The organism is Laceyella sacchari (assembly GCF_004343255.1).
GTDB classification, from domain to species: Bacteria; Bacillota; Bacilli; order Thermoactinomycetales; family Thermoactinomycetaceae; genus Laceyella; species Laceyella sacchari.
Genome location: NZ_SMDD01000003.1, coordinates 87,854 through 108,004 on the forward strand (window position 1 = coordinate 87,854; position 20,151 = coordinate 108,004).

At 50.8% G+C, this 20,151-nt stretch carries 4 protein-coding genes; 1 reads left to right on the top strand and 3 read right to left on the bottom strand.

The features are described 5' to 3' along the window. Positions 1 to 89: 89 nt before the first annotated feature. Complete coding sequence (locus tag EDC32_RS10805) at positions 90 to 15,188, bottom strand: non-ribosomal peptide synthetase (protein WP_132222182.1); 15,099 nt, start codon at positions 15,186 to 15,188, stop codon at positions 90 to 92. 1,339 nt (positions 15,189 to 16,527) lie between these two features. On the opposite strand from EDC32_RS10805, the gene EDC32_RS10810 reads away from it, so the two are divergent. Continuing rightward, positions 16,528 to 17,796, top strand: coding sequence for an MFS transporter (locus EDC32_RS10810; protein WP_158283342.1), 1,269 nt, complete (start codon positions 16,528 to 16,530; stop codon positions 17,794 to 17,796). Between the two features lie 321 nt (positions 17,797 to 18,117). On the opposite strand, the gene EDC32_RS10815 is transcribed toward EDC32_RS10810, so the two are convergent. Together EDC32_RS10815 and EDC32_RS10820 are read right to left on the bottom strand one after the other, a co-directional pair. Next, complete coding sequence (locus EDC32_RS10815; protein ID WP_132222186.1) at positions 18,118 to 19,122, bottom strand: NAD(P)/FAD-dependent oxidoreductase; 1,005 nt, start codon at positions 19,120 to 19,122, stop codon at positions 18,118 to 18,120. 20 nt (positions 19,123 to 19,142) lie between these two features. Next, positions 19,143 to 20,150 (bottom strand): FecCD family ABC transporter permease, encoded by a 1,008-nt coding sequence (locus EDC32_RS10820; RefSeq protein WP_132222973.1) that lies wholly within the window; start codon positions 20,148 to 20,150, stop codon positions 19,143 to 19,145. Position 20,151: the final 1 nt, after the last annotated feature.

Consider the following 20,151-nt stretch of genomic DNA (forward strand, 5'->3'; position numbering starts at 1 on the left):
CTCCCAAATCAAAGTGATCAGTATTTGGGGAGGGGAGGGGAGCGTCACTTGTTGCGCCCCCCGTTTCCTTCCCATACAAACGTGATGTCTTACAGATCATCCAGAAGTTCAGCAATGCTGTCCAATTCGTCGTAAGTTAAATCGTCTGAACTGAAATCACTTGGCGTGTAATTAGGCTCTTGCTGCGACAGGCAGTGATCAACCAAGTCAATCAGGTATTGCCTGTAGCGCTCGCCAAGGGCCTCCATGGTTTCCTTCCGATGAAGGTGGGTGTGGTAAGTGAGATGAATCTCCAATTGACCTTTCACAATCAATTCATTCACTTCCAACAGGTAACGGTTTGGCATCGCAGCCCCTACCGCTTGTCCCGTCGGCAAGTCGCTGATTACTACATCCCCTTCCTCTTCATCGGAATCAAATTGTCCCAAATAGTTGAACAGGATGTCGGGTGACAGGGAAAAAGCTAGGTCTTGCTTGTGTTCCGGCGCCGTCAGATGTTGCAGGATACCATAACCGACACCTTTGTTGGGGATTTTGCGCAAGTGCTCTTTCACCTGTTTGATCGACTCTGCCAAGTCACCCCCGCTTACATCCACCACTACGGGATAAATCGAGGTAAACCAACCCACAGTGCGGGTTAAATCGATATCCTCAATAATCTCTTCACGCCCATGCCCTTCCAAATGAACCGCGAAACGTTCCGCTCCTGTCCAATCTTTGAGCGCCAAGCCCAAAGCGGCCAGCAACAGGTCGTTCATCTCGGTCCGGTATGCTTGATGGGCATCCGTCAAAAGCTGTTTGGTCACCGACTCAGGCAATCGCACGATGACCGTGTCCTGATCCCCGTATACCTGGGTTGTGTCTTGCGCACTTTCCCGTGGCAACGGCGCAACTTCTTGGTTCTCCAGCTCCTGCCAATACGGAATCTCCTTCAACAGCGCTTTGCTGTTGGCATATTCACGCAACATCCGGCTCCACGCTTGGTAAGAATGGGTTTTATCCGGGAACTTGATCGGTTGATTCGCGAGCGCTTGGCGATACCCCGCCTCCAAATCCTCGATCAAGATCCGCCATGACACCCCATCCACAATCAAGTGGTGAATGACGATCAACAGATGGTCAACTTCTGGCGCCTTGAACAATCCCAATCGAATCAACGGACCTTCCTCAATATTTAGGCTGGCATGCAAGCGGTCGGCTTCTCGCTCGATGCGAGCAGCCACATCCGGCTCCCCGGCCAAGTCAAACAATTCCAGCGTAAACACGTCTGCTTCCGGTTCGCGTCCGGTTTGCACCCATTGTCCGTCCGTTTGGGTGAACACATGGCGCAAAGCGTCGTGGTGTTCCACGATTTTGGCGAACACAGCCCGCACTATTACCTCATCCCAACCACCGCGACGGGTCAACAGCATCGCCTGGTTGAAATGATGTGGTGCCTCCGCATGCAACGTGAGGAAATCTCGCTGGATCGGTGTGAGCGGTACTTCGCCCGTAACCGGCCCTTGGTCGATAACCAACTGATTCCGCTCGATAAACGGCGCCAGTGCAGAAATCGTCTCATACTGGAAGATGTCTTTGATGTTCAGGCGCAGTTGATGTTGTGCCAGACGGGCTGCGATTTGAATCGCTTTGATGGAATCCCCGCCCAATTCAAAGAAGTTGTCATGAATCCCGATCCGCCCGATCTGCAGTACTTGCTGCCACACCTCAGCCAGCAGTGCTTCCACTTCATTGGTGGGCGCCGCATATTCCGCTCCGCTCACAACGTATTCGGTCGGTTCGGGCAACGCTTTGCGATCCAACTTACCATTGGCATTGAGCGGCAGTTCGGGCAGTTCCACAAAGTAGGCCGGAATCATATAGTCAGGCAACCCTTGGCCCATATGCTTGCGCAATTCGGCCACATCCCAGTCCGCCTCGCTAACCAGGTAGGCGCACAGGTAAGCCTGCCCTTGCGCATCATGGCGGGCGATCACCGCACCATCTTTCACAGCGGGGTGCTTCATCAATTGACCGGTCACTTCATCCAACTCAATCCGGTAACCCCGGATCTTCACTTGATGGTCCATGCGCCCCAAATACTCGATGTTCCCATCGGACATCCACCGTGCCAAATCTCCCGTCTTGTACATCAACTCTCCGGGGAGATAGGGGTTGGGAACAAATTTCTCCCGGGTTAAGTCTTCCCGATTGAGGTATCCGCGGGCCAGACAGGTTCCGGACAGACAGAGCTCACCTGGCACACCGATCGGTTGCAGTCGGTTGCGCTCATCCAGCACCAGCAATTGGACATTGGCGATGGGTTTACCAATCGGTATCACAGCTGGATCATGGTCTGTCGGGCAATCGTAATAAGAGACGTCTACCGTCGCTTCCGTCGGCCCGTACAGATTGTACAGCCGGGTTCCATTCACACGATGCATCGTGTCCCGGAAACGGGCAGCATGGTTGGGCAACAGCGCTTCCCCACTGGTGAACACCCGCCGCAAGCTGGACAAGCGAGGCAAGTTGGCTTCATGGAGGTGTTCCAAGAACAGATGGAACATGGACGGCACAAAGTGCATGGTGGTGATGCCATACCGTTCTATCGTGTTGATCATAATCTCCGGCGCTTTCTCACCGCCCGGCTCCAACAAGTGCACACGGGCACCGACGAAGAACCACAAGAACAACTCCCACACCGACACGTCAAACACGATCGGCGTTTTTTGCAAGATGACATCTTCCGGGCCAAACGCATATTGGCGCGCCATCCATTCGATCCGGTTATACGCCGTGTAATGCTCGATCATGACCCCTTTGGGCTTTCCGGTAGACCCCGAAGTGTAAATGACATATGCCAAATCTCTCACAGTAGCCGTGGCTGGCAGATTATCAGCTTCCCCTTGCTCCAACGCAAGTTCGTCCAGATAGAGTACTTCAGCGTCGAAAGTACCGGCCAAGTCACGGAACTTGCTCAGTGACAAAATCAAGCGCGCTTCACTGTTGTCGAGCATGTAGTCGATCCGTTCTGCTGGGAATTCAGGCGAAATCGGCATATACGCCGCACCGGCTTTGAGAATTCCCAGGATGCCGATCATCATCTCCAGTGAACGCTCTGCCAGCAAGCCGACGATTTGGTTGGGACCGACACCTTTGGCGCGCAGCATCCGAGCCAAGCGGTTTGCACGAGCGTTCACTTCGGCATACGTCCATTTCCCGTCGCCAAACTCAATCGCAATCCGGTCGGGAGTCCGTGCCACTTGTTCCTCAAACAACGTTGGCAACGGTTTGGCCGGGGGATATTCCACCCGCGTGTTATTAAACACGTGCAAGATCTGTTGCGTTTCTGCCTCGGTGATCAACGCCATGTCATCCAACGTGCTGTCCGGATGATTAACCACTTGTTGCAAAAGATGGATGAAATGAGAAACCATCCGTTCCGCCGTTTCCTGTTTAAACAGGCTGGTGGCGTAAGACAAAGCGAATCGCAAGCGGTCCTCATCCTCATAAACCGTCCAAGTCAAGTCGAATTGCGCGGCTACTTTCTCCTGCAAATCATAATGACTCAGCTTTAGTCCGGGAACTTCCGCCGACAGGGCATCATCTCCCTCATAGTTGAACATGGTGTCAAACAGCGGGTTGCGGCTCATGTCCCGACGCAGCTGCAACTTGTCGATCAGGTCTTCCAGCGGATAATCGGCATGGTCAAAGCATTGGAGCGTCCGCTCCTTCACCGCTTGCAAGAATTGGGTAAAGCTTTGTTGCGGCTGTGGATGGTTGCGCAAGACCAATGTATTGACAAACAGCCCGAAAATGGATTGCACATCCGGATGGTTCCGGCCGGCAATGGCACTACCGACGACAATGTCATCCTGTCCGCTGTACTTGGACAACAACACGTTATATGCCGCCAACAACGTCATATACATGGTTGTCCCGTTTTCCATGGCTACGCGTTTCAGTCCCGCGGTCAACTCTTCATCCAACTCAAAGCGGATCAAACCCCCGTCAAATTGCTTCACCGGCGGCCGAACAAAGTCCGTCGGCAAGGACAGGGTTGGCAATTCCCCTTTAAACGCATCCAACCAAAACGCTTCTTGTTTTTGGTATGTTTCCGACGCGGCAAAAGATTTTTGCCATACAGCGTAATCCTTGTACTGCACTTTGAGCTCAGGCAGCGATTTGCCTTGAAGCAATTGCGCCAGCTCATCAAACAGGATGCCTACAGACAAACCATCGGTGATGATATGGTGCATATCGACGATAAACAGGTGCTTGGTTTCAGTGAGGCGAGCCAGTGCCACTCTGGCCAGAGGCGCCTGATGCAACTCAAACGGCTGCACAAACTCGCCGATGAAGGCATCTCCCTTCGCTTCCTCCACTTCCATCAGTTCGATATCGCAAGTGACGGATGGGTGGATTTGTTGCACCAATTCCCCATCGGACAAGTGGAAAGAGGTGCGCAATGGCTCATGCCGCTCCACAAGTTGATTCCACGCTGCACGCAAGCGCTCGGGATCCAGCTCTCCTTCGATCATGAGGGTGGCGGTCAAGTTGTAACCCGTGCCAGCATTGCCCAAACTGTCAATGGCAAACATTCTTCTTTGGCTTGAGGTAACCGGATAAGCTTCCCGCTCTCCTGCCGGCACAATCGCCTCATAAGTGCCCTTGTCCGCATCACGCAAGTATTGAGCCAACTCTTTCAGCGTGGTGCTGGTGAAGATCACATTGAGCGGAATCTCAATGTTCAACACCTTGTGCACTTGCGACACCAAACTCATCGCCAGCAGCGAGTGTCCTCCCAGCTCGAAGAAGTTGTCATTCATCCCGACGCGTTCCAGCCCCATCAGTTGTTGGCATATTTCCGCCAATTTGTGTTCCAATTCATCAGCAGGTGGGACATACTCGCGCTGGGTTTGGGATTGCGAATCGGGTTTCGGCAAAGCTTTTCGATCCACCTTGCCATTGGCGTTGAGCGGCAGGGCGTCCATCTCTACAAACTGGGTCGGAACCATATAATTGGGTAACTGTGCCGCCAATTGTTCCCGAACCTGCGCCACTGTCATCCCTTCCGCCAAGACCGTATACGCGCACAGGTACGCATATCCCTGATGGTCAAGATAAGGCACGACCGTTGCTTCCCGCACACCATCCAATTGCAGGAGGCGCTCAACCACTTCTCCCAATTCCACGCGATGTCCACGAATCTTCACTTGATCGTCAATCCGGCCAAGGTACTCGATTTCTCCATTGGGCAACCAACGAGCCAAATCGCCGGTCTTATACATTTTCTCCTCAGGGTTAAACGGATTGGGCACAAACTTCTCAGCCGTCAAATCTTCACGACCCCAGTAGCCTCGTGCCAAGCCAACCCCGCCGACGCACAACTCTCCTGGTACGCCAATCGGTTGCAATTGGTTGTGCCGGTTTAAGATGTATACCTTTTTGTTGGGGAATGGCGTGCCAATCGTCGGTTTGTCGTCTTCAGCGCGGCAATATCCCAACGTGGCGTCCACTGTCACTTCCGTCGGCCCGTAAGCATTGATGAAGGTTCGGCCTTGGGCCCAGCGCTTCACCAGATCGCTGGTGACAGCTTCCCCACCTGTCAAAATCGTCCGCAAATCCGGCAATTCCGCATATGGGAACGTTTGTAACGCCGATGGCGACAGTCCCAAGAAGTTGATTTTCTCCTCTTTCAGCCACTGTACAAACCGGTCGGGTACCAGCTGCTCTTTACGAACCAGATAAAGTGTCGCTCCGGTCAGCAAGGCCGGGAAAATCTCAGATACGGAAGCGTCAAAGCTGATGGAAGCGAATTGCAACACCCGACTTCCCTCAGTGATTTGATACAGGTCAGCCATCGCACTGAGATTGCACACCCCGAGATGCTCAATCATGACGCCTTTGGGTTTGCCAGTGGAACCGGAGGTGTAGATCATATAAGCCAAATCGGTCGGCTGGTTGATCTGCTCCAACTCCGAAGCATCTCCCTCGTACCAGCTGGGCTCATCCAATCGGATCACTTTGCCAGCAAAATCAGCCGGAACCTGAATATGGCTGTAGGTTAACAACAACCGGGCTTGGCTGTCTTGCAACATAAAGGCGATCCGTTCTTGCGGATAATCGGGATCGATCGGGACATAAGCCCCGCCCGCCTTTAACACCGCCAAAAGGCCGACGATCATATCAGGCGTGCGCTCCGTCAACATCCCCACAAATTGGTCGCGTGTAACCCCCATATCACGCAGTGATCTTGCCAATTGATTGGATCTTTGATGCAGCTCTCGGTAAGTCAAGCTGACATCTTCAAAGACAACCGCCGGGTGATCTGGGGTACGAGCCACCTGTTCCGCAAACAATTCATGCAACGTTTTGTCCTGCGGATAAGGGCGGTCCGTGCGGTTGAACGCTGTCAGAAGTTGCGTCCGCTCCGCCTCAGATACGATTTCAATAACTGCCAACTTCATCTCAGGAGTCGTAACCACTTGTTCCATAACTGTTTGCAAATGGGTGAACAGCCGTTCGATCTTGTCTTGCGAATACAAAGCTTGGTCATATTGCACTTTTAGATGCAGTTGCTCACCAGGATAGATGGTTACGCTTAATTCAAAGTTCTCCTGCTCAAACACATCCAACCCCGTAATGGTAAACCCGAGCTCATCCGCCCGCTTGCTAAACAGGTTTTGATCCAATGGATAGTTCTCAAACACCAAAATGTGGTTAAACAACGCTCCGGACAAATCAGTACCAGCTTGGATTTCCGCCAATGATTTATAACCGTACCGTTCAGACGCCAACGCATTTTCCTGCATCTCAGCCAGCAGATCGGTGAAAGAGGTGTCTCTCTGCCCTTGCACCCGTACCGGGATGGTGTTGATGAACAAGCCGACCATTTTTTCCACATCGGGGATCTCTGTCGGCCGTCCAGAGATAACCGCTCCGAACACGACATCATCCGTATCGTTATAGCGTTGCAACAACACGCCCCAGATTGCTTGGAACATCGTGTTCAACGTAACGCGTTGCCGTGCCGCCGTACGTGTAAGCCGCTCTGTCAGCTCCTTGTCCAAACGGAAGTCCAGCTCTGCTTTGGGCTCGCTTCCTCGACGCCCGTCCAGCGTATCTTGCGGTATCGAGACAGCTTGTTCGTATCCGTGCAGATACTCTTTCCAGTAAGCGGTCGCTTGTTGGTCATCCTGACGTTCCAACCAGCGAATATATTCACTGTAGGGAGCGGCGCTTTCTGTTTGCTGCGCGTCGATATAGAAGTTCAGCCAATCTTCCACAATGATTCCGAAGCACCAACCATCCATCAGGATGTGATGGGAACTGAACACCATTTGATAATGACGGTCACCCGTTTGGAACAAAGCAAACCGGATCATCACATCACGTGTCAGATCAAATCCTTTCAACCGATCTTGCCGCTTGAACGCTTCGATGTGTGCGCTTTGTTCCGCCGGAGCCAGATGACGGATGTCCTCATATCTGAACGTCGCCTCTTTGTGTTTCAACACGACTTGGATCGGCTTTTTGACCTTGTCGTAGATGAACACCGTCCGGAACACATCATATTTTTGAATGAGCGAATCCAAGCTTTTCTTCAACCGCTCAGGATCGAGAACGCCTTCCATGCGGAAAGTGATCTGGTCAAAATACGCTTCGCTCTCTTTGTCCTTCAAAGCGTGGAACAAGATACCTTCTTGCATGGGCGACAGATGATACAAATCTTGAATCTCTGCCTCGGCCACGATGTTGCGTACAAGCTCCAAATCTTCCAACGAACAGGAACCGATGCTGAAATCACTTGGCGTCCGCAGTGATTCTGGCTGTGCCAAGCAATGTTCGGCCAACGCATGTAAGCTTCGTTTAACTTCGTTCAGCAACTGATGGATCGTTTGCTCAGTGAACGCAGTGCGATCATAACTGCATTCCAGCGTAAGTTGCCCTTCGGTGACCCAACCGTTGATCTCAATGGCCACATCGACTGGCGTCTCCGGACTGAACCATTCCCCGGTCGGCATCGATGATGGGTCCAACCCGCCTTGGTCAAATTGACCGAGATAGTTGAAGCTGATTTCCGGCTTGCAACTGAAAGACAAGTCGGAGGTCATTTCGGCCGGAGTCAAGTACCGCAATATCCCGTAGCCCACTCCTTTGTTAGGCACTTGGCGCAGGGTTTCTTTCACTGTCGGCACGATCCGCCCCATCTCATCTGAAGCCATGTCCAACACCACGGGATACAGGGACGTGAACCAACCCACTGTCCGGGTCAAGTCGATCTCCTTAAACAGCTCTTCGCGACCATGTCCTTCCAAATACAGAGCCACTTTGTCTTGCCCAGTCCACCTTTTCAGGGCCATGCTCAAACCGGCGATCAGCAAATCATTTGCTTCTGTGTGATAAGCCCGATGCGCTTGCGTGAGCAAAGCCGCCGTTTCCGTGTCTGACAAGTGAACGCGCACCGAATCGCGATCCTTCATATAGATTTCCGTCGCTGGCTCGCGATCTTTCGGCAACGCCGGCACTTGTGCCGTTTCTACCCGCTTCCAGTACGGAATCTCCGCCAACAGCTGCGGGCTGACAGCGTATTCGCGCAACTTCCGCGCCCATGCTTGGAAGGAACTTGTTTTCAGCGGCAAGGATGCGTCTGCTTGCTCATACAGAGTCGTGAAGTCTTCCAACAAGATGCGCCAAGAAACACCGTCTACCACCAGATGGTGAATCACCAGCAGCAGATAATCACCGTCAGCAGTGTGGAACAGCCCCACTTTAACCAACGGGCCTTGCTCCAAGTCGATAGACTGTTGCAGACGGTTGGCTTCCTGTTCAATCGCCGCGCGTACGTCCGCCACACCTGTGAAATCATACTCGCTCAGTGTGAAGCCGTCTGCTTCCAAGCCTTGATTTATCAGCACCAAGCCATCGTCCGTAAACGCCGCAGTCATGCGCAGTGCATCATGGTGTGCCACGAGTCGAGTCAGCGTGGACTTCACTCGCTCGCTGTCCCATCCTTCCGGCTGATGAAGCATCATCGCTTGATTGTAGTGATGCGATGCTTGGCTGTTCAGTTCAGCAAACCATTGTTGAATTGGAGTGGGTGGCACATTGCCGGTCACAACACCTTGCTCCGCCGATGTTTCCGCCTTGCTGGTGATGCGCGGTGCCAGCTCCCGAATGGTGGGATGGCGGAACAATCCTTTCATCTCCAACTGCCACTGCTGTTGGTGCAACCGAGCTGAGATTTGGATCGCCTTGATCGAATCGCCACCCAATTCAAAGAAGTTGTCTTCGATTCCGACACGCTCGACGCCCAGCACTTCTTCCCAAATCTGTGCTAGAAGTGTTTCCATCGGCGTTTGCGGTGCGACATACTCCGCGCTGGTCTGCACCCGTCCCTCCGGTTCAGGCAACGCTTTTTTGTCCACTTTACCGTTGGGGGTCAGCGGAATTTTGTCCATCTCTACAAAGTAGGACGGAATCATGTAATGCGGCAGGATAGCGCTTAAGTCATCACGCAAGGTTTTGACCGAACCAGGTGTTTTCCAGACGATATACGCACAGAGGTAAGCACCGCTTCCTTTGTCGTTTCTGGCCAACACCACGGCTTCTTCCACCTGCTCCATTTCCAACAGCATGGTCTCGATCTCACCGATTTCAATACGGTGCCCACGGATCTTCACCTGATCGTCGATCCGTCCCAAGTATTCGATCTCCCCTGTCGGCAACCACCGCACCAAGTCTCCGGTTTTGTACATCCGCTCGCCCGGACGGAACGGATTGGGTACAAACTTCTCCGCGGTCAAGTCGGGCCGGTTCCAATACCCGCGCGCCAATCCTTCTCCACCGATGCACAATTCGCCCGGCACACCGATCGGTTGCAATTGTCCTTCTGGACTTAAGACATACGCTTTCTTATTGCGGATCGGGGTTCCGATCGTGATCGTTTCCGCTTCCGGAGAGCACACACCGATCGTCGCATCTACCGTCCCTTCCGTCGGGCCGTAAGCGTTCAGGAACGTGCGTCCTTGTCCCCAGACTTTCACCAAATCCGGTGAGCACGCTTCTCCCCCAGTACTGATGGTAGTCAGGTCGGGCAAATCCAGATACGGCAGCGTACGCAACACGGACGGCGGGATAAACGGCATCGAGGTGATCCGCTGCTCTTTCAACCATTGCACAAATCCGGTTCCATCCAACAATTGTTCTTTCTTGATCAGATAGAGCGCGCCTCCATTGAGCAAGGTGTGGAAAATATCGCCCACCGCCGCGTCAAAACTGATCGAGGAGAACTGCAACACTCGACTTCCCGGGCCGATGCCATACGTTTCAGCCATCAGCTGCAAATTGGCCACACCCCGGTGTTCGATCATGACTCCTTTCGGCTTCCCGGTAGAACCCGAGGTATAAATCATGTATGCCAGATGGTCAGGGGTGTTGACTACGGGAAGTGGCGTCCCTTCTTCCTCTCGCCATTCGCTCTCTTCGATGCGGATCGTCTCACCCGCAAACTCTGCCGGCACATCCACTCCCTGCTGGGTGATAAGCCACTTGGCTTGGCTGTCGTCCAGCATGTAACGAATCCGTTCCTGAGGATACTCAGGATCGATTGGGAGATAAGCTGCCCCCGCTTTCAGCACACCCAACAGAGCGATAATCATCTCTGGAGACCGCTCCAGCAGAATGCCTACAAATTGTTCCGGTTGTACGCCTTTCTTCCGTAGCGCCCGGGCCAAGCGGTTTGCTTGCTCATCCAATTCCCGGTATGTCAGCTGGATTTCGCCAAACACCAACGCCGGTTCGTCCGGTGTCCGCGCCACCTGCGCCTCAAAGAGTTCTGGCAAGGTTTTGTCATGTGGATACTCCGCTTCAGTGCGGTTAAACACTTCTAACACCTGTTGCTTCTCCTGCTCGGTGATCAGGCTGATCTCCCGCACAGGAATCTCCGGATTGGCCGTCACTTGGCGCAACACTTGCTCCACATGGCCGATCATGCGCTCCACCGTTTCCCGCTTAAACAGCGCGGTGTTGTACTCCACCTGAAACTGAAGTCGCTCTTCCTCCGTCACCACCAAAGCCAAATCAAACTGCACCTTTTTAGCCTGAATCGGATACGGGCGGAAAGTGAGCCCTGGGATTTGGATCATGGACAAGTCCATGTTTTGCAACACAAACATGGTGTCAAACAACGGGTTGCGGCTCAGATCGCGTTGCAAACCCAATTTGCCGACCAGCTCATCAAACGGATAATCCTGCCGTTCATATGCTTCCAGCATCTGCGCTTGCAATCTCTTCAGGAAGCTGGTGAAACGTTCTTCACCAGGTACATGAGCTCTTAGCGGCAAGGTGTTAACAAACATCCCGAAGATCGGTTCCAGCTCGCTTTGGGTGCGGCCGGCGATCGGCGAACCGACAATAATATCATCCTGCCCCGAATACTTGGACAAGAGCACATAATAGGAAGCGAGCAAGGTGATGAATAAGGTGCTCTTCTGCTCTTTGGCCAATTGTTTGACCTGCGCTTCCACCTCTTCTGGCAGATAAAAGGTCTTCACTTCCCCATCAAACTGTTGCATCGACGGGCGCGGATAATCAGTTGGCAATTCCAGCACCGGCACTTCCCCGGCAAACTGCTCCAGCCAGTACCGCTCTTTCTCTTCGTTCGCTACATCCCGGCTTTGCTCCCATACCGCGTAATCCTTGTATTGGATCGGCAGTTCCGGCAACGATTGTTTCTGGTAAAGCGCCCCCAGTTCGCGATACAAAATGCTGTGCGAAATCCCATCTGAAATGATGTGGTGCATATCAAGCACCAGCACATGCCGCTCATCGGACAGACTGAACACACCCGCCCTAAACAACGGTGCCTGGCTTAAATCAAACGGCTGAATCATTCCTTGCACAAGTGACTCCAGCTCAGCCTCATCCGACACGGTGACGTGTTTCATCTCCACTTCCAAGCGGGGATGAATCTGTTGCACCAGCTCTCCATCCACAAACGTAAAGGAGGTACGCAGCGCTTCATGCCGATCGACAAAGGCGTTAAGTGCATCCGTCAAGGCTTTAACATCCAACCGACCTTCCACTTCCAACAAGATCGGTGTGTTGTACGCCGTTCCCACGTTCTCCCATTGTTGCAATGCATACAGCCGTTTTTGCGCAGCCGACACAGGATAATAATCTTGCTCATCAGCGCGTTGGATCATGGTGACACGTGATTGATTAGCTCCAGCGATATACGAAGCCATCTCTTTGATCGTCGGATAATCAAACGCATCTTGGAAAGACATTTCCACACCGAATTGATCTCGAATTCGCGCAATCAGCTGCATTGCTTTCAGTGAGTGCCCGCCCGATTCAAAGAATTGGTCAGTAATGCCAATCCGCTTAATGCCTAAAATGTCTTCCCAAATGGCCGCCAGCTTGCGTTCCGTTTCGTTGGTGGGAGCGGATAGCTCTTCTGTCGGCTCGCTGTCAAGCAATCGCGGATCAGGCAACGCCCGTTTATCCACTTTGCCATTGGCCGTCAGCGGCAAGGCGTTTAGTTCCACCAAGTACGTAGGCACCATATATTCCGGCAAGGTTGTCGCCAAATGCCGGCGGATATCCGCCATCTCGCATGGTTTGTCCAAAACGATATAGCCACTTAAGAAAGAATGACCATCCTCATCCTTGCCTGCGGTCACAATCGTTTGTTGCACAGCCGGATGTTCAAGCAATTTCAATTCAATCTCCGTCAACTCGATCCGGTGTCCCCGGATTTTCACTTGGCCATCCATACGGCCCAAAAATTCCAGATTGCCATCCGGTAGCCAACGAACCAAATCCCCTGTGCGATACATCGTTTCACCCGGCGTAAACGGATCGTCCACAAACACTTGTGCCGTCTGGTCTGGACGGTTCAAATAACCGGCACCTACTCCGTCGCCACTGATGCAAAGCTCTCCGGCAACACCGATCGGTTGTAGTTGATTGTGTCTGTTTAAAACATAGACGCGGGAATGATTGATCGGTTTACCGATCGGAATGCCCTTTTGCGCGTCCCATGCTTTAATCGGATACATCGTGGTGAAAACCGATGTTTCTGTGGGGCCGTATGCATTCATCAACTGCCCATCCCCCAACACGGCATATGCTTTCTCCACGTGTTTGAGTGATGCTTTCTCCCCGCCGAAGATAATTTTGCGAAGCCCAGCGAGTGCATGTGGGTCCCAATCTACCAACGTGTTGAGCAAAGCGGTCGTCATAAAGCTGACAGTGATTGCTTCCTCTTTGATCAACCGGGTCAACTGCTTGAGATCCATGAGCACCTCTTCGGGTACAAGCACCAACTTGGCACCATGCAACAGCGCGCCAAACATATCGAACACAGAAGCGTCAAAAGCAAAATTGGATAATTGCAATATAGTGTCATCTTCTGCGATCTCAATGTAACCACAGTTAATCATCGTGCGCGTCAAGTTGTAATGCCGGATCAGCACCCCTTTCGGCTTGCCTGTCGATCCCGAAGTGTAAATCACATAAATCAAATCGTCGCTGGTGTTGACATCTTCCACATTGCTGTCGTCTTCCCCGATCCAGATATCCCTCACCAAGGGGCAAATCTCACCCTCGTAGGCAAACTCTGGCATGGCTTCCGGCTGTTTGAGCAACAGCGACATTTGGCAATCTTCGGCCATGTATCGGATGCGCTCCTCCGGATAATCGGGGGAGAGAGGAACATAGACAGCACCCGCTTTGATGATGCCAAGTACGCCGATAACCATTTCTGGAGAGCGCTTGGCCATCAGTCCCACTTTGTCGCCCCGCTTCACCCCGCGCGCGCGCAACACCCGTGCCAGCTGGTTAGCTTGTCGATTCAACTCATTGTAAGTAACCGTTTGGTTTTCGTATTTCAATGCAATTCGCTCTGGATGTCGTTCAACTTGCTCTTCAAATAACGCTTGCACTGTTTTATGCTTGGGATAACTCACTGGGTCCGGGTTGAAACCCGAGAGCATGGTATGTTTTTCCTCTTCAGTGCAGAGGTCGATTTCACTCACCAGTACATGCGGATTCCGGATGACTGCTTCGATGATCCGCTCCACATGCCCAGCCATATTTTGCACAAATGTCTGGGGATAGCTTGCTGAATCATAAATGAAATCAATGCTTAATCCATCTTCAGCTTTCGTTGCCACCACTTTGAGCTTAAATGAAGCTTGCTCCGACCGTTCGGCACCGATCAGGGTCAGATCGTCTTGCACACCCCTGAGCTGCTCCGAGTCGAGATCACAGACGAAGAAATGATCGAACGATTCGACGGCCAATCCCGTCCAATCCGCAAGCTGAGCCAGATGCAATCCACCGTGTTCCCGCCCCTTAGCCAAGTCACGGTGCAAATCAGCCACGATGGCCGCAAAGGATGGGTTGTCTCCGTAAACACGAACCGGTGTCGCGTCAACACACAGACCGATCGCCTGACGCACATCCCGGGCCAACGGGAAACGCTCCGGTTTCATGGACAAATATGACACATCATCCGCGTTCCCATACTTTTGCAGCAAAACGCCCCAGACCCCGTGCAAGATGGTGGGCAATGGCACATCCAATTGGGCAGCGACCTTCGACAATTTGTCCGTTCGTTCGCTGTCCAAGTGCAAGGTTACAGAGAGAGACGTCAAACCATCCTTTTCCAAATCGACGGGTATGGCGGGGAAAAACGGTTTGTGTTCATAGTCGGCAAACCGTCCGCTCCAGTATGCTTTCGCCACTTCCAGCGACTGCTCCATCCGTTGCTCATGAAACGCGGACAGGTGCTTCGGTTCTTGGCCCAACCGTTGTTGGTTGTAGGCGCCAAACGCTTTACGGATCATCAGGTTCAGCGTTTTTCCGTCGATCGCTTGCCGATCATATCGGAAAATGAGCCAGCTGATCCCGCCGTCATCCTGAACAACAATCACCTGCAGGGAAGCAGAATCCGTCTTCTCCCCCTCACCGCGCCGATGCGCTTGGATGATTGACGCTTTTTGCTCCGCCGACAGCCCGCGCAAGTCATCTTCACTAAATGTTAGCGGTCGCCCATCGACGGAATGTTCATTATATAATGCATCAAGTAAGTATTTTAATAATTCCGCATCTACCTCGCCTTGCACTTGCATGATCAAGTCGCAATCATACGCCTGATCCTTTGACAAAACCTCTTTGTTTTGCGTATAAGGCGACACTGTTTCCACCCCTTAACTTTTTATCCTCTCTGTGCTATTCATCAGACACGCCTAATCGCGCCAACAAAGGCGGCGATCAGATTTGATTCTTCTTAAAGGCATTCCAATTCATCATGATGTCTATGTAGTGGTGCATCACCTCCAACACATGATCTTCGTACTAGTGCACATACATGGTTAGAAAAAAACATTCCCACTGCCAAAAGCATCATCAAACAGGTTGCAATCCTTTCGGTTGGGAACGGTTCAATCGTTCACCCCCGTTCAGAGCAAACCTGCACCAAGCCTATTATTCCTTTTGAGAATAAATCCAATCTTCAGTATACGAATTTCCTATTAAAACACTAAAAACAATTGCCGCTCTAAATTCTATGAGCGCCCAACTTTATGTACCATTCATTTTTTTGTAGCCCCAAGCTCAGACTCGCGAAAGAAAAGTCGGCATGGGATTACTGTTTGCCAATATTAAATCAAACTGACAGTGATCGTCAAAAATAGAAAACCATTTCTTTTAACATTTCCGTTCCTCATACCAAACCAAAACAATTATTCCCTAATTCCACGTTTTTGGGTATGCCTGTAAGTCCAGTGAAATAAGAAACCATCACCTCTGCTTAGTAGCTGAGATGTTATGAGCATAAATTCATGCAGTTGTGTTATAAATTACATAGACAATCTTTACTACATTCGATACCATTAATTTAAATATATAAATTTCCATTCGTCAACAACTTAACAGACAATTAATAAGAAATATTGTTTTTTAGATATAAATCCCTTCGCGAACAGCACTTCTTTAAAAAAAACTAGTCATATCAGACCCAACAGCTATTATATGCCACCATCACATCCTAAATAAACCATAAAATTTATGAATGACCAATGTTCATTTATTAAAAAAATACAAGGGAACAATTATGAAGCAGATTCTCATTTTATTAAAAAAGGAGATTTTTGTTGTTTTTTAAATTGTTATTATATATGATATTTGGTGTGGAGCGGTATTTTTTAATAAACGGAAACTATATAGAATATGTATATTATCACTATAATCTAGAAGATAAACATATTCCGCCACAAGTGTGCTAATCTGCCTGAAGTGGGTTTCGCCTATCACTTGACTGGGAACATGTATTGATGCATCACGATGGTTTTCTACTCCTATTCAGCGAAGGGATACCCGAGGAAAAAAAACGAGCGGACGGGAAGAGATTCGCTCTCCTACAAGGACTATTTACCTTTTCAACACGCTCGATTCCGTTGGACAATCTTGCGTTTCACATTTTGGCGGATTTTGGTCATGTGGCTCAACTTCTTTTGTAAAAGCGAGGTCTAAATGATGAATGAATCCTTATCGAAAGAAATGAGTGTCACACAAGAGAAACCGTCGCCCACTCCTCTGTTAAAAAATCGTTCTTTTTTGATGTTGATCATTTCCATCATCTTTAGCAGCTTGGCCACTTCCACCTATCTGATGATTGAAACTTGGTATGTTTCCAAACATTTGCAAATGCCTTCGATGCTTGGTTATGTATTGATGGCCACAGCGATCCCACGCTTGTTGCTGATGAGTGTGGGGGGCGTGGTAGCAGACCGCTTCAAACGGTCCCTTATCATGTTTTACTCTGATTTCTTCAGATTTGTGCTATTGTTGGCCATGACATTTCTATTTCTTTCTGATCAATTGACCTTCACCATCTTGATCATTTTTGCCCTGTTGTTCGGAGTTTTGGAATCATTCTACTGGCCTGCGGCATCCTCCATCATTCCGACAATCGTTCCCGATTCGCAATTGGGCGCGGCCAACAGCTACAACTTCACCATCCAGCAAGTCGGCGTGCTCGTCGGACCTGTCATCGCCGGAATGTCTCTCACCTGGGGCTCATATGATTGGTCTTTTGGCCTCATCAGCGTCATGCTGCTGCTTGGTTCCGTGTTCTTGCTGGGCGTCCGCGATCAGCCACAGCAATCGGCGCCAGATGAAGTATCAGAGGAAAAACAATCGATGTTGGCAGAAATCAAGGAAGGGTTCCTTTACATAAAAGAGGACCGATTCAAGTTTTCCATTCTGCTTACAAATGCCATTTCTGTCTTTTTCTTGGTCGGTCCCTTGTCTATCGCTATTCCCACGTTTGTGACGGAAACACTAAACGGAACCGCGATGGATTTCACCTACCTTGAAATTTCTTTGACCGCCGGGTCCTTGATCGGCGCGATCGTCATCGGCATGATCAATATCACGAAACAACGGGCCATGTGGTCCTATATCTTCATGCTCTTCTTCTGCTTCAGCATGATGGGGCTCGGTTTTGCCAAAGAACTGATTCCGGCCATTATCGCCCTGCTGTTCACGGGGATCTTTTCCTCTTTTGCCAACACAACCATGGTCACCGCATTACAATCGATCATTGACATGGACAAAATGGGCAGAGTAATGAGCTTGTTCACCATGGCTTCAACCGGATTGGTTCCTATCTCCCAAGGCTTCATCCCTATGATATTGAACAAAGGCGTCTCGCTGTCGCATTTGCTGATTGCTGGCAGTTCCATCACTTGCGTTTTTCTGATCAGCGTGTTGCTCTTGGTCAAAACGATTCGTTCTCAATAATCCATCGCTCAAATCAGCTTCGACACAACAACAAAAGGGCAAAGTTGGAAGATATACCCAACTCGCCCTTTTTTTCCATTCTCATCTTTTACGTCCGTGAAAAAAATGTGGTTTTTGTCATGCAATGTGAATCGCTATCGAACAACCGTTATGCAACTGACATGGCCTAGGTAATTGCTTTGCAATAGCACATAGCATTTGCTCGCATAGGCGCGCTCAACATGACTTATTGCCCGAAATGAAAATAAAAAAGTGACAAGATTGTAATCTTGTCACTTTTCCCATAGAAGGTTTTGAGCCGTTTAGCCAATCAGGTGTTCATCAGGCATTGACAAACTTATCGTGATGGGTGGAATATAAATCAGCCAATGGCGATTCCGGTTGCAAATGTTTCTTTGCGCTGTTCACAGCGACCGGCCCTTCTGTGAAACCTCCCGTGATGAGCTTCAATTTGTAGGGATAAGTCACTGCGTCCCCGGCCGCAAAAATACCGGGAATATTCGTTTCCATCGCGTTGTTCACTACAAAATGCCCGTCCTTCATTTCCAGTCCCCAATCGTTGATTCCGCCCAAATCTCCTCTGATTCCGTGATTTACGATCAATTCATCAATCTCCAGCTCGCGCGTTTCTCCTGTTTCCAAGTGTTCAATCGTCACTTTTTGAATGCGATCAGACTCCCCATGTAACGCTTTCAACGCGTATGGGGTCAACGTGACTGCCGCTTCGCTCATATGGGTGACATGCTGTTCATGGCCCCGGAATTCATCTCTGCGGTGAATAACCGTCACCTTTTTGGCGATCGGCAGCAATTCGTTAGCCCAATCCACCGCTGCGTTTCCGCCTCCCGAAATGAGAACGTGCTTATCTTTGAACTTGTCCAATTCGCCCACCGAATAGTGCAAATTGCTCTGTTCATAACGTTCCGCGCCTTCTATATCCAGTTTGATCGGTTCAAAAATACCGTGACCCACTGTCAGGATAATGGTTCGTGTATGGTGGATGTCTCCTTGGGTGCTGGTCAATAGAAAGGTGCCATCTTCCAACCGTTCCAGTCCTGAAATGCGCTGTCCGCAAATGATTGTCGGTGCAAAAGTTTGCGCCTGCTCCTTGAGCCGCTCGACGAGATCAGCACCAGTGATTGCCGGGATGCCACCGATATCTCTGATTGTTTTCTCTGGAAAAAACATGGAGACTTTGCCGCCCAGTTCCGGCCCGGATTCAATCAATTTGGTTTTCATTTCTCGCATACCGCTGTAAAATGCGCTAAACAGCCCGACCGGCCCTCCCCCGATGATCGTAACATCGTACAGGCCATCTTTTTTCATGTGCCTCTCCTCCAGATGAACTATTTTTTAGCCATTAAGTACATAAAATAGGGCGCACCGATGATACTTACAACAATGCCGGCGGGAATGCCGATGGGATCTGTCATGGCCCTGCCGATCGTATCAGCGGCAAGGAGCAATATCGCACCAATCAGAGCCGCGATGGGAAGCGCTCCCTGGTGGCGAGGCCCGACCAGCGACCTAGCGATATGCGGAGCCATCAGACCGACAAACGCGATCCCTCCGCTGACCGCCACAGAAGCTGACGAAAGGGCGACTGCAATCAAAATGAGCAAGCGCCTTTCCCGCTCCACATGAACACCTAACCCGATGGACACATGCTCATGCAAATGCAATGTGTTCAAAACATGGGACTTCGCCCATGCAATGGGAAGCAAAACAAGAATCCATGGTAGCAACGCCAACACAAATGTCCAGTCGTCTCCCCAAATCCGGCCCGCCATCCAATTGGCAAAAAAAGAGGCTTCTTCCTGTCCCAGCCGGGAAGTCAACGTGATGATCCCGCCGTTAAGGGCAGCAGCCATCCCCACACCAATAAGCACCAGCCGAGTCGGGTCGACCCCCTCTCCTTTTTTATGGGCCATGGTGTAAATGAAGATAGCCGTAATAATGCCACCCAACAACGCAAACAGCGGGAGAATATAGACATAAGTGGATGATTCTACGGTAAAGAACATCACATAGACCACCACCATGAATCCAGCTCCCGCATTGATCCCCAACACACCTGGATCTGACAGCGGATTTTTGGTGATGCTTTGTAAAATCGAACCGGAAACAGCCAGACCCATTCCTGCCAAAACCGTGATCACTATTCTCGGCAACCGAAAGCCGTATAATATCAACTCTTCTTTTTCCGTGCCCCGCCCCAATAAAGTCCGCACCAATTGCTCGGGAGACAGCGACACAAACCCCGTCGCCACACTCACCACAATCAGTGCCAACAGGAACAGCAGAGCAATGATGACTGCAAGCCGAACTCTTGCGCGCTGTTTCGCATGGATCATG

Coding starts and splice junctions, on each gene's coding strand:
- EDC32_RS10810 (WP_158283342.1), top strand. CDS start 16,528: ATGAATGAATCCTTATCGAAAGAAATGAGTGTCACACAAGAGAAACCG.
- EDC32_RS10815 (WP_132222186.1), bottom strand. CDS start 19,122: ATGAAAAAAGATGGCCTGTACGATGTTACGATCATCGGGGGAGGGCCG.
- EDC32_RS10820 (WP_132222973.1), bottom strand. CDS start 20,150: ATGATCCATGCGAAACAGCGCGCAAGAGTTCGGCTTGCAGTCATCATT.